This window comes from Reichenbachiella carrageenanivorans (assembly GCF_025639805.1).
Lineage (GTDB): Bacteria > Bacteroidota > Bacteroidia > Cytophagales > Cyclobacteriaceae > Reichenbachiella > Reichenbachiella carrageenanivorans.
Genome location: NZ_CP106735.1, coordinates 487,681 through 501,378, shown reverse-complemented (window position 1 = coordinate 501,378; position 13,698 = coordinate 487,681). Strand labels below are relative to the sequence as shown.

General features: G+C 42.2%; 6 protein-coding genes. 5 read left to right on the top strand and 1 reads right to left on the bottom strand.

Annotation, left to right across the window (positions count from 1 at the left end):
* Position 1 precedes the first annotated feature (1 nt).
* From N7E81_RS01855 to N7E81_RS01835, 5 genes are all read left to right on the top strand, one after another.
* Positions 2-1,327, top strand: coding sequence for a hypothetical protein (locus N7E81_RS01855; protein ID WP_263051580.1), 1,326 nt, complete (start codon positions 2-4; stop codon positions 1,325-1,327).
* A 10-nt stretch (positions 1,328-1,337) separates the two neighbouring features.
* Entirely contained in the window at positions 1,338-2,594 is a 1,257-nt protein-coding gene (locus N7E81_RS01850; RefSeq protein ID WP_263051579.1) for an alpha/beta hydrolase family protein, read from the top strand.
* 315 nt (positions 2,595-2,909) lie between these two features.
* Positions 2,910-6,926, top strand: coding sequence for a hypothetical protein (locus N7E81_RS01845; RefSeq protein ID WP_263051578.1), 4,017 nt, complete (start codon positions 2,910-2,912; stop codon positions 6,924-6,926).
* A gap of 211 nt (positions 6,927-7,137) precedes the next feature.
* A complete protein-coding gene (locus N7E81_RS01840; protein WP_263051577.1) occupies positions 7,138-8,529 on the top strand; it encodes a sulfatase family protein in 1,392 nt (463 codons plus the stop codon).
* Positions 8,530-8,580: 51 nt separating this feature from the next.
* A complete protein-coding gene (locus N7E81_RS01835; protein ID WP_263051576.1) occupies positions 8,581-12,693 on the top strand; it encodes a hybrid sensor histidine kinase/response regulator transcription factor in 4,113 nt (1,370 codons plus the stop codon).
* Positions 12,694-12,716: 23 nt separating this feature from the next.
* Here N7E81_RS01835 and N7E81_RS01830 read toward each other — a convergent pair whose 3' ends face one another.
* Positions 12,717-13,634, bottom strand: a complete 918-nt coding sequence (locus N7E81_RS01830; RefSeq protein ID WP_263051575.1) for an SGNH/GDSL hydrolase family protein — start codon at positions 13,632-13,634, stop codon at positions 12,717-12,719.
* Positions 13,635-13,698: the final 64 nt, after the last annotated feature.

Below are 13,698 nucleotides of genomic sequence, written 5' to 3'. Positions count from 1 at the left end.
GATGAAGATACAAATAATAAATACTTTGGTAGTGATACTTCTATCTGGAAATATCTTATCTGCACAAGATTTGGCCTCCTACTATGGAGAAGGAGATGGAATAGGGGTTTTGACTCCCTTTCTAGGTAAAACAAGGGAAGTAGCTAACATAGCTGGGGTAAAAAAATGCTTGGAATTCGATAAGGAGGAAGGTAGGTTTTCATTTTTGAATTTGCAGCTTCCAGGCACTCTCGATTTAGCAAAAGGTATTTTTACAGCTACTATTTATGCTCAAAAGCCAGAAGCTCCTATTGCGAATCACAAAATTGCATTTATCCTGAGACAGGATGGAGAAGGCTCTACGCAATTGGCGCTGGTGAAGCCCATTGCCCAATACGATGAATGGGTAACCTATACTTTCGATTTTAGTAGTTTGGAGCCGAATGCCGCCTACAATGAGGTCTCCTTGTTTTTTGGATTCAATGATTCCGACCTGAAAGCCACGGGCACCAAATACTACCTGAAAAGTGTGAATGGGCCAAAGGTAGAAACGAATAATGTAGTGGTAGTTGCGGAAACCAGCAAAGACGGAACTAAAATCAACCTTGTGGTAAAATCTTCTGGTGATATCAAATCCGTTTCTAAAAAAACATCCTTTGTAGCCATAGTGAATGGCGCCAGAAAAGTAGGTGTCAAAGATGTGGAGGTTTCTGATAGAAACATCGCTTTAGAACTCGATGAGCCTGTAGGAATGGGAGAGATTATTTATTTGGCTTTCACCAAAGGTGAAGTCTTAGACTCCAATGGAAAATCACTACTGCCATTCAGAGAAATGTCCGTAGTCAATACCGTGGAACCCAAATTGGACAACTATTTTGATTTCGCTCTCGGTCAAGGTGTAGTCTCCACATCCAAAGTATATGTGGGTACTTATTCCAAAAATGTTCAAGATCCTATAGTATCAGGAGCTAAGGTAGGTATGTTTACGAGGCAAAGTGGCAGATTTGCAGGGATGGAGTTTGATCTCAATGGAAGGATTGAAATAAAACAAAATAAGAAATTTTCATTGAATATTCTAGTGTCTAACTCAGGTAAGGCTTTGCCAGAAAATCGTGTTTCGCTTGTGCTTAGAAAAGACGGAGATGTAAAAACACAATTGGTCAAGATCGCAACGATCACTGCTTATGATCAATGGCAAGAAGTAACGTTTGATTTTTCTAGAATGCAAATCCCAGAAGACGATTACAATAGTTTGACCTTATTCTTTGCATCTCCAGATATAGACAATGTAGCCGAAGGTGTGAAATACTATTTGAAAGGGCTGCAAGGTCCTCCGATTATCAAATAAAGTCAGGAGAATGAGCATATTGAAATTGTCTTATAGAAGCCTGCTAGCTGCTGTAGTACTAGTAAGTGGAGTTATGCAGCCTATGATCGCTGCTAAGTCAGAAGGAGAGCGTTCGCCGAAATGGAATACAGGGCCTTGGGACGTAACCCAATTAAAAAAAGCACCAGAGTTTAGAGAAACAGAAATAGCAGCTACAGTAGGCTACAAGAGTCTGTTTTACAAAGCACTACCGTACAAAGGCCAGGAAACGGAAGTTTACGCCTATTATTCGGCTCCAGCAGGAGAAGCTCCTGAAGGGGGATGGCCTGCTGTAGTACTCGTGCATGGTGGTGGAGGTACAGCGTTTGTGCAGTGGATCAAACGTTGGAACAACCAAGGGTTTGCTGCCATTGCCATGGATCTGGAGGGACACATTCCGTCTGCCAAACCTCACAACGAACGAGATCTGTTTGCTACCTCAGGTCCTCAGCGTGTAGGTGTTTTTCACGACTGGAAAGAGGACGTGTCAAACCAATGGTTTTATCATGCTGTGTCTCAAGTACTATTGGCACACTCGCTGATGGCTGATTTTGAAGAGGTCAATGCCGATCAAATCGGTGTAGTAGGTGTGAGCTGGGGAGGTATCCTGACCAGTGTGGTCGCTGGTATTGATGATCGAGTTAAATTTGCTGTTCCTATTTATGGGTGTGGTTTTTTACCAGAATCCGATGGCCATATGGGCAAAGCTCTGGCCACTGGTGGCGCGTACTTGCAGAATGTAGAGACCAACTATGAGCCTTCTATCTATTTGTCACAGGCTGTAGCACCAATGCTATTTATATCAGGAACCAACGATGCTCATTTTCCTCCTCCTATAGTAGTACGGTCAGCTAATGCTGCCCAAAATGGACATGCCATCATTGCCCTGAACATGAAGCATGGGCATGGACCAGGCTGGAGCCGCATGGAGAGTTATGCCTTTGCCAAAGAAGTAATTAATGGAGAGAGTCCAGACTTTGGTCTGGGCAACTTGACCATGAGCGGCGATGGACTTAGCCTTACGATCTCTATCGATCCCAAGCGATTGAGCAAGGCTGCTCATGCCAAATTTTATTTCACTAGAGATGCGAGTAATAAGTGGCCAGACAAGAAGTGGGAAGAGCGAGATATTCTCCTTGCTACTGACCTGGTGATAGACCTTCCTAACCAACTGCAAGCAGGCTATCTCACCCTCACAGATGATCAGGGATTAGCATCTACCTCAGAAGTATTATTCTTGGGTAAGTAACGTTGAAATATCCCCTTAATCCTATTGAATCGTGTTTTTTCTGTTTCAAATGCTTGTTACAAATGAGCAAAGAAATGAAATTATTGAGAGTATTAAGTGAATGATGATCTTGTACTATTGTAAATGGAGGAAGTTCCTCCAGTCATCAAATTGAATCAATTAATAAGCGCTGTAATTCAGGCATGATACACGCATTACTATTCAAAAACGAAGGCACGTAATACAAATTGCGTGTAGTTCAATGATGAGTTATTACAGTATCCAAAAGATGCAATCACAACATCTTTTGGATACGATTAATCTCAACAGTGTTATATGAAAAAGCTTTTACTCTTATTCATTATTTTGTCGACGGGCTCGATATCTTTTGCGCAAACAGAATATACTTATATCGATGCCAGCATGTGTTTAGAGACCATGGAGGTCGATCTTGCATTTAGCTCTCCAGGAGCTACCAATCAGTACTGGAATGGAGCCAGTCGGTTTGGAGCTATGCCCAACCCCTCTACGGTTTCAGATCCGAGCAATCCTACGGTCACTATTTTAGAGCCTTTTAGTAGTGGCAATCACCATCCAGCATTGATTTTGCCAAATGCGATAGACCCAGCAAACGAAGAAACGTTTAGTTTGAAAATTTATGCTGAAAGCGCAGGAACTAATGGGACTGGTAAAGGGGCTGTGCTGGTGAGGTTTTTTAACAGTAGCGGTACAGAAACAGCCAACTACAGACAGTTTTTCTTTGATAAAACAGGGGGAGTTTGGCAAGGTGTATCCGGAGTCATTAACGACATTGGTACTGGTATTGGTCCGTTCGACCGAGTATCTATTTATCCTAGTTTTGGTACCACAGAGCCAGTGGTGGCTGATGGGTTGGATCCCATATATATCGATGATTTCAAGATTAGTGTAGACCCTAATTACAGCTCGTCTTGCGATTTTTATACCTATTTCGATTTAGACCTTTGCTATATGTTGCCAGTAGAGGCCACTTCCACTTATGCCGATGGAGGTGTTTCCTATACGGCAAATCCAGTCGTTGCAGATGTTCATAATCCCAACGTGATACAAGTAGGTTCTGACGCCGTACCCTTGGTAATAAATGAGCAAGTAGTTTTTGAGCTACCTACATCTGTGAATCCAGGAGACAATTTGAGCTTTAGATATTACAGCGACCACGCATCTAGTACGAATGGATCACTTACAGTTAGATTGTTCAACAGCGCAGATGTTAATAACAAATATCAAAGAGGAGGAGTGTCTAAGACAGGAGGGCAATGGGATACTTTCTCTGAGGCTATTACTGATGCTCTTGGTGCAGGTCCATTTGACCGAATATCTTTTTTCCCTTCTCAGGGAGCGAGCAGTCCAGAGCCAATCTACTTTGATGATATACAATTCAGCGTGGACCCACAGACTTCGCCAGTAGCGACCTCCATATGGTATGCCGATGCTGATGGTGATGGTTTGGGAGAGGCCAGCGATACCAAAGTGTCTTGCTTTCAACCCACTGGATATGTGTCTTCTATTGGATATGCCTTTCAGGATATAGATCAATGCCGGCAGATGGTGAATTACTTTAACAGTCCTAATACTGTAGTGAATTATGTATCTAATCCTGACGCTAGTGATACCGAAAATCCGAATGTGACAGAAATAGTAGGTTCAGCAAATAATGCTGGGGCATATTTCAACCTGCCACAGACGCTTCAAGTAGATCAGGTTTTTGACTGGTCTATCAGATACTATGTAGTATCGAATGGTACGATAAACAGTGGGTCTGGACGGATCATCATGAGGATATTCAATAAGTCGGTAGGATCATCCACTACAAAAGATATTATTTTAACTACTTCTAAAACAGGTGGGTCTTGGCAGACACTGAAGGGCACTGTAGATACTCATGGAAGTGTACAGGCAGTGATAGATGCTGGGGGTTATGATGCCATGTATATTTTACCAATCAATACTGCAGTTACGATTGAGCCACTTTATGTTGATGATTTTATTACTTCGGTGCCACCTGTTTATCTGGCGGATGAGGTCGCCGATTTGGAGGTAGGCAATGAGTGGTACTTTGACCATAGCTCAAATGAGTTTAATGTGACGACCGTACCAGTAGGCGTTACTGTCAGTACCAACGTAGCTACACCGTCCGTTATGGGCAATAGTAGTCCAAATGTCTTGAAAGTAACTAGAGACGATTTGGATGAATTCAGATACCTTCAGCTCGATCATGACAATATAGATGTGTCTTCTGGAACTATCAAGATGAGGGTTTACCCTGAGTGCTTGATTGGTACGATGCCAAAAATCACACTTGTTATGAGAAAATCCATCAGTGGCACAGCCAATCAATTGACTACAGCAGACGTGATTTTGACTGCCAATACTTGGAACGAGATCTCAGTTGACCTTACCACACTCGTGGGCACTCCTATAGCAGGCAACCTGTATGATCAAACCATACTTATGTTTAATCAAGGAAGCCTGATCGAATCCTCTTATTATCTGGATGCCATTCAAGGGCCACCGCAGCAAAGTTCAGATGCTACGCTTTCCGATTTGCAAGTAGACGACACTACTGTAGAAGATTTTTCTGCCACTACCTTGGCATACGATGTAGAGCTACCATTTGGTACTTCAATAGTGCCTACAGTAGCTGGTACCAGTACGCATTCGGGAGCCACTGTGGTTGTCAATGCGGCGGTATCTTTGCCTGGTACTACGGCTGTAGTAGTGACTGCCGAAGATGGATCTGAGCAGAGCTACAGCATAAATTTCACGTTGACCGAAGTAGCCACAGATGCCACTCTTTCCGACTTGCAGGTAGAAGGGAGTACAATAGATAGCTTTGCTGCAGAAACACTGAGCTATCCTGTTGAGTTGCCGTTTGGTACTATGGTCGTACCATCGGTTACTGCAACCAAAAACAACGAATTTGCTACTTTGGTGATTACAGCAGCCAGTGAGTTGCCAGGTACTACCACGGTAGTAGTGACGGCACAAGACGGCTCCTCCAAAACATATCAGGTTGTTTTTACCTTGGCAGCGGGAAATTCTGATGCGACACTTAGCGACTTGAAAGTAGATGGGACGTTGGTTGAGGGTTTTTTCCCTACCACCTTGTCATATGATATCGATTTGCCGTTTGGCACTACGATAGTACCTACGGTCACAGCGACCCAAGCTAACGAAAGTGCTTCTATTTCAATAAATGAAACAAGCGTTTTGCCAGGTACTTCCACTGTACAAGTGACTGCTGGCGATGGGTCTATTAAAACCTATAGTGTAAATTTTGTACTGGAAGCGGCTTCGACAGATGCAACTTTGAGCGATTTGCAAGTAGGCGGGAATACGGTCACTGGTTTTTCTGCCGAAACCTTGAATTATGATGTGGAATTGTCGTTTGGGACTACTGCTGTGCCTACAGTCACTGCTACAGAAAATGATGACAATGCTACATTGGAGATCACAGCAGCAGGCACCTTGCCAGGCACCACTATCGTGGCTGTTACAGCACAGGATGGCTCTGTTCGCAGATACAGCGTGAGTTTCACCTTGGGCGCAGCACCTTCAGATGCAACTTTGAGCAATTTGCAAGTAGATGGAACTACAGTTTTTGGATTCGAAACCGAAACCTTGAATTATGATGTGGTATTACCCTTGCGTGCAGACGTACCCGTAGTCACAGCTACCGCCAATGACGGAGCAGCTACGGTGCTTATCACGCCTGCAAGTGCTTTGCCTGGTATCACTACAGTGGAGGTTACGGCGCAGGACGGTGCTAAACGCACTTATACACTCAGTTTTACTTTGGGTGCTGTTTCTGCAGACTTTTCACTCAGCGATTTGACAGTGGACGGAACCACTGTCGAAGGGTTTTTGCCAACTACCTTGAGTTATGATGTAGAGCTGCCAATAGGTACCACTTTAGTGCCAGTAGTAGCAGCTACGGCTACTAACGCATGGGCTACCGTAGAGGTAAGTGTAGCAGCTGGCTTGTCGGGTACCACCTTGGTGTCAGTCACGGCGCAGAACGGATCTATACAGATTTATAAGGTGAATTTTATTTTGAAAAGCGTTCTCTCTGTAGGAGGATTGGGTGAGCCGAATATGTATGTGAGTAATGGTCAGTTGATCATTGCCAACATGGAATCAAAGGCATCGGGTTTGGTGGAAGTAATTAGCCTGACAGGAAAAATGCTAATTAGTAAGAAAATTAGTGGTTCGCATAATGAGATTAATTTGAATTATTCAGGTGTTGCGATCATTCGATATCACAATGCACTGAACAATAGTATAGTCAGTAAAAAAGTATTCATTAGAGAATAAATAGAGGAACTAAAGTTGATTGTTTAGGAATAAAAAAGGCTGTCTTTTAAAGTAAATCGAAGGAGCAGGTTGAGAAGACTTTTGCTTGGCCATTCTAAAATCTCAATTATAGCTCATACAAATGAGCTTATAGAGTACTTCATCTAATTTGCGCTTTGGAAGACAGCCTTTTTTATATAACAAATGATCGTAAATATTATAATTATCTATCATGGTTAAGTTTAATGTATTGTTTGTCGTTTTAGTGTCGTTTTTTTTTGGTGCATGTCAGTACACAGAACCCAATAAGGAAGCAGAACAGCCCAATATTATTTTTGTATTTGCCGATGACTGGGGGTATGGAGATTTGGGGAGCAATGGTCACCCAGAAGTAAAAACGCCTAACCTTGACAAATTAACTGCTCAGGGTACCAAGTACACTAAATTTCACGTGACAAGTGGCGTATGTTCGCCTAGTCGGTCATCTATCATTACAGGGCAATTTCCAGCAAGGCATCGCATCCATGGTCACTTTGCAGGTAACGAGGTGAACCAGAAACGAGGAATGCCCAATTGGTTGCCAGATACATTGGATTATTATTTGCCACAGCTGATGCAGCAAGCAGGATACAAAACAGCTCATTTTGGGAAGTGGCATCTAGGAGGAGGAGGTTTGCCGCATGGAGACCCTACAGCACCCGAACCCAAAGTATATGGCTATGACGAAACACGGGTATGGAATGGCAATGGGCCTACTTGGAAAGGGGACCAGCACTGGCCCACTACTAGATACATGGACGATGATACGCTCTGGGTTCAGAGTTCTAGTCGGATTGTAGTTGATGAGACCATAGATTTCCTAGAAAGAAACAAATCAGGTCAACCTTTTTTTGTCAACCTTTGGTTGAAAGACCCACATACACCCTTGTGGCCGTCGGACGAACAAAGAGCGCTCTATCAGGGGGTAGATCCCGATAAGGAAACGTACTATGCTGTGCTCACCGATGCGGACTTTCATGTAGGAAGATTAATGGCAGCTGTAGAAGCTTTGGGTATAGGAAAAGAAACGATTATCATATTTAGCAGTGACAATGGTCCCGCTCATGTACTGCCTGCTTTGACCGTGGGAAAAACAGCAGGTAGAAAAGGGCGTAAAGTGGATATATTCGAAGGTGGCATCAATGTACCCTTCATTGTGCGCTGGCCAGGACATGTGACAGCGGGTGCCGTAGATAGTACCAGTATTTTGTCTGGAGTAGATATCCTCCCTACATTCTTGGAGTTAGCAGGGGTATCAAAACTGCCGACAGATTACGATGCCGATGGGGAGAGTTTTGCCTCTATTTTCGATAATCAGAAATTTAATAGAACGAAGCCTCTTTTTTGGGAGTGGAAGTATCCAGTGGTATCTAGCCGATGGAATCTGACCGAACGATGGGCGAGTCGTGCCGTGATAGATGGGAAATGGAAGATGCTAGCAGACAACGAGGGGAAAAGAATCGAATTGTATGACTTGATCCAAGATCCACTCGAAAAGAATGACGTGGCGAACGAAAATCCCGAAAAAGCTCAGGTGATGAATGACCTTTGGGAAAATTGGAAGAAGACATTGCCCAGTTCTTAACACACATTTATATAATTTGGGATAGAAATTAAATAAAAGACCGATACGAAATTGAGAATACTTGCCGTCATATGGTTGATCAATATTAGCCTGGTGTTTTCCTCGAGTGCACAGCACGAGGTGGTATTTGAGCGGATTAGCAATGCACAAGGATTGAATCAAAATAGTATTTTGTGTCTTATTCAAGATCGTTCAGGCTTTATATGGCTAGGGACGCCCAATGGACTTATCAAATATGACGGTGATTCGTACAAAGAGTATCAGTACGAACCGAGCGATTCATTGTCACTTCCTAGTGGTCGAATCTACTCGCTGTTAGAAGATTCCAACGAAAATATTTGGCTTACGCTAGATCATGGTATTGCACTATACAATAGGAATGAAAATCGATTTTATACGCTCCATTCTTTCAATAAGACATTGCCTGCAGGGATAAGAATTAGACAAGTACAAGAGGTATCTAAAGGTCACTTGTTGATATTGAGTAATCACGGTATCCATGAGATTTTTTATTCAAAAAGACAGGAAGATGCCAGTTTTTATGAAATCATGAGATTTGGATATCTCGACTTGGGTACCAATTTCTCAAATAACGAACAGTTTAGTACAATCAAACGACTGGTGGGCAATCGGTGGCTGGTAGTAGGCTCCAACTATCTATATGCACTTGATATAGCGGAGAACAGTAGGGTGAAAATCATGGCCAAGAGCAACTGGCAAGATATCGGCTTTAGTCATGTAGAGGATATAGAAATCATCGATAAGCAATCCATCTGGATAGCAAGTAATCAAGACCTGACGGAGATCGAATTGAATGAAGATACTTATTCTTTTGATATCAAAAAGGGTCCTTTCAGCTTTCCTGAACCCTGCAATGTTTCGAAAATAATCCATGCTTCGAATGATAGAATTTGGATAGGGACGCAAGACAAGGGACTGTTGAAGTATGAAGTAAAAAGTAGAATATTTAGTCAATACCAGTATAGTTCAGAAGATACCAAAAGCCTGGGTAGCAATCAGGTCAATGACCTCATTATCGATCATACAGATATACTGTGGGTAGCCACTGCGCATGGAGGACTCAGTAAAATGGATCCTTATCGCAAAAAGTTCATCAATATTTCATCCAAATATTTTGATTCCACGAGTTTAGCCGACAACCTCATCACGGGGTTGGCAGTAGATGCCGCAGGAAGGCTATGGAGTGGTACTTACAATAACGGGCTAAGCGTTACTGAAGAATCATTAGAAGTTTCGAAAGGCGAAGGTGTCCGTTTTAAATCTTTCGATAAAGAACATAGCTACAATTGTATGCTGGCTTTGGGTAATTATATGCTCCTCGGAGGTACCAATGGTGTCGTTGTATATGATACCCGAACCGACCAAAAAGTGAGTTTACCTTCGACCCACCAATTGAATATCAGACTCAGGGGTCAATTTGTCAGATGTCTTTATTTGGAAGGACAGACCCTTTGGGTGGGTACGTTGGATGGTGTGCAAAGGGTGAATATTAATAAAGATGATATTTTGACCGGACTCATTCAACCGTCCGATTCGATTACGCACCTATTAGACAATGAAATAGTAGATGTGATCTATAAGTTTCGTGGAGATATGTGGATAGGTACTAGAAATGGTCTGTTCCGATTGATGAAAAATGATAATGTACTAGATATAAGACATTTCAAATCCACTCAACCATCTTCCCAATCACTTGGGAGCAATCAGGTATTTAGTATGCATGAAGATGCTCGGGGTAGGTTTTGGATAGGCACTTATGGAGGAGGTTTACATTTGGTGCAGTTGTCCGAAGCGGGAGAAGTCTTAGGGTTCAAGCGATATACTAAAAAGGAAGGAGGCTTGTCTAGTAATGTCGTTTACCGAATCGAAGAAGATCGCGATGGGACGCTCTGGTTGAGTACAGACGGAGGTATCTCTAGGTTTTATCCTGACGAGGAAAAATTCGAAAACTTTAGTATGAAGGATGGGCTCTCTTCTAATAATTTCAGAAAAGAAGCCAGTATTTTTACTGCTGATGGTTGGGTGGTTTTTGGTGGCTTGAATGGTCTGACTTTATTTAACCCTAGTCAGGTTGTGAGAAACCCAGTGCCGCCACTGCCGATCATTACCGAGCTATCTGTACTAAACAACCCTGTTCATTCCCAAGAAATGATTAATGGATGGCAAGTGCTTGATAAGCCCATTTATAAAATGGAAAGCATAGTGTTACCTTATCGCTTGAATCAGATTTCGCTGGCTTTTTCAGCTATGCATTTTTCATCGGTCAAGAGCAATACATTTGCCTACAGATTGCGAGGAGTGGATAGAGAATGGGTATATGCCAATCATGAAAATGCATCTGCTTCATATTCTCAGCTCAGTCCAGGTACCTATTTGTTTGAGCTTCGTGCATTCAATGGCGATGGCCTCGAATCACTATCAACTACACAATTGAAAATCATGATTACCCCTCCGTGGTATAGGACTTTGTGGGCGTATTTGTGCTATGGATTGCTACTGCTAGGTATGGGCTATTTGATTTTCTTGTATTTTGAGCGTGTTTTACTTCTACAAAGAAGAGTGGCTTTTGAGCAAAAAGACAAACTGCATCAGGCCGAAATCAACGAAGCTAAGCTTAAATTTTTCACAAATATTAGTCATGAAATCAGAACACCACTGACTTTAATCCTCAGTCCATTAGAGCGTCTCTTACATGATGCACGTTTGGACGATGCACTGAAGCCTTTGGTGAATAATATCAATAAAAACGGACAGCGATTGTTAAATCTTACCAATTCGCTTATCGATTTTCGCCGGATTGGACATGGACAGTTTAAGCTCACGCTAGGAGAGTCGGACATCGTAGATATAGTAGGCAAAACAGCTGATGCATTCAATGACTATGCGCAGGAGATGAAGATTAACTATAACGTCATCTTGCCAAATAAGGAAATTATACTGTCGTTTGACAAAGCCGCGATAGAGCGTATCCTGTTCAATTTATTATCCAATGCCTTCAAATACACTTCTGATGGAGGCAAAGTAGATATGCTACTGGAGGATCATAAGGATCATATTGCGCTGGTCATAGAGGATTCGGGTAACGGTATCAGTGCCGATCAGATTGAATTTATTTTTGACCGGTTTTTCAAGGGTGATCAAGAAGAAACCATATTTGGAAGCAGTGGGATTGGACTTTTTTTGGTCAAAGAGCTCACCGAACTCCATAAAGGAAATGTGAAGGTCAGAAGTACCGAAGGCAAGGGAACCACTTTCACGGTTTTTCTACCCAAGGACATCGCAAAATCAAAGCTGACGGATGGAACACCAAATATTAGCACAACCCCAGAAGGTCCCAAGGTAGAAGGTGGAGAGTTGCTGGTTGATCAAAAAATGATCCTGCTAGTAGAAGACAACAAGGAGATTAGAGCCTTGATATCTCAGTTGTTTGAGGATGAATATGTAGTGATAGAAGCAGAAAATGGTGAAGAAGGATTGGAAATGGCGAAGCGGTTTATTCCTGATTTAGCGATCATAGACATCATGATGCCCAAGTTGGATGGTTTTGGACTGAGCAAATCACTGAGGGACGATTCGCACATCAACCACATCCCTCAGGTTTTTCTCACTGCGCTCAATGATTTTGATAGTAGAAAGGCAGCATTTGAGGCTGGAGCAGATGCTTTTGTGGCCAAGCCATTTTCTCCTTATATGTTGGAATTGCAGGTCAAGAATATTCTTGAAAAAAGAGAGCGAGACGCCATCCAAATCAAACAACATCTCTTGATGAAACCTGAAGAGGAAAGAGTGGTGACCAAGGATGAAATCTTCATGACAAAAATCAAAGACATCGTGGAGGAAAAGTACAAAGACGACACTTTTGGTGTAGATGAATTAGCCAGTGAAACGGGGATGTCGTATATCCAATTTTATAGAAAATTCAAGGCACTGACGGGCAACAATGCCAATGCCTATTTGAGGGAGTTTAGATTGAAAAAAGCGGCTCATTATTTAAAAAATGATGAAAATCTATCTGCTTCGGAGATTATGTATTCTGTGGGAATTAGCAGTCAGTCGTACTTTACTAAAAGCTTTAAAAAACAGTTTAACCTAACACCTGCCGAGTATAAAAAGAAATATGCCAAACCATCGGAAAATAATTAGAACTGAGATCTGTTTGATTGCTGCTACTCCACTAGTTCTAGAATTTGATTCTGCATCAAATCGGTTTGGGTTATAGCCTCTTTTAGCGGCAGTCCCTGCTTCATGTTGGGTCGCTGATGTCCAATGCCGCACAGCCATGCATCCTTTAAGAGACTCTGCTTGTTTCTAATAAGAAGCTGGATTTTCTCTCCATTGGGATAAGTCTGATAAAAATCTTCAAAACTAACACTAGACTCTATCGCAATCTCACCCAGTCCGATCAATATATTTTTGGCTATAATCCAGTGCCCAAATTCGTCCGGATGGATACCATCTTGGGCAAAGATAAACGTAGGGTCTTGATTACGTCTGGTGTGCAATTCCTGCTTCATGGGATTGTGGATATCTATCACCTTCCAGTTTAGTTTTCTTTGGCTCAAAAGCCATTTGGTATAGACATCCAATACATGCGCATATGCCTCACCTTTTATCGGATCGTATATGGGTGGTGTCAAATGAACCAGTTCTATACTGCGACGGTCAGCCTCCTGTTGTAGTTTTTGTATGCCTGCTTGAAAGCGTTTAAATCTAACCGTATCTAGCGGAAGATAGATGCCGTCGTTCATCCCATAGCAAGAAATAATGAGGTCTGGTCGAGTTTGGTTTATTGTACGTTCAAAACGATCAAATAAAAATGGTCGTGGAAAATTGCCCTGAGCGTGCCCTTCTTCGGATAGACCAGAGACGGTTTCGCTGGGTAGACCTAGGTTGATGAATTCTATTTTGTTGGCAGGATATTTTAATCGGTAATAGGTTTCTATTTCTGCAGTGAAATAGCCAGCGTAGGTAATGCTATTGCCTAAAAAGACAATGCGAAAATTATTTTTACTTGAGACTGGTAGGTGCTGAGCATTAGAGTAGATAAATGATAAGAGACATACAAAAAATAATGAAATTCTCATAGTTAATTTAAATCAGTTTTTCCTCTTATTGGAAGAGCAAAGTTAACGGATCTCCCCCTTTCTA

Bases quoted from the DNA above. Each gene is read 5' to 3' on its own strand.
- N7E81_RS01840 (WP_263051577.1), top strand. From the start codon at position 7,138: ATGGTTAAGTTTAATGTATTGTTTGTCGTTTTAGTGTCGTTTTTTTTT.
- N7E81_RS01845 (WP_263051578.1), top strand. From the start codon at position 2,910: ATGAAAAAGCTTTTACTCTTATTCATTATTTTGTCGACGGGCTCGATA.
- N7E81_RS01830 (WP_263051575.1), bottom strand. From the start codon at position 13,634: ATGAGAATTTCATTATTTTTTGTATGTCTCTTATCATTTATCTACTCT.
- N7E81_RS01855 (WP_263051580.1), top strand. From the start codon at position 2: ATGAAGATACAAATAATAAATACTTTGGTAGTGATACTTCTATCTGGA.
- N7E81_RS01850 (WP_263051579.1), top strand. From the start codon at position 1,338: ATGAGCATATTGAAATTGTCTTATAGAAGCCTGCTAGCTGCTGTAGTA.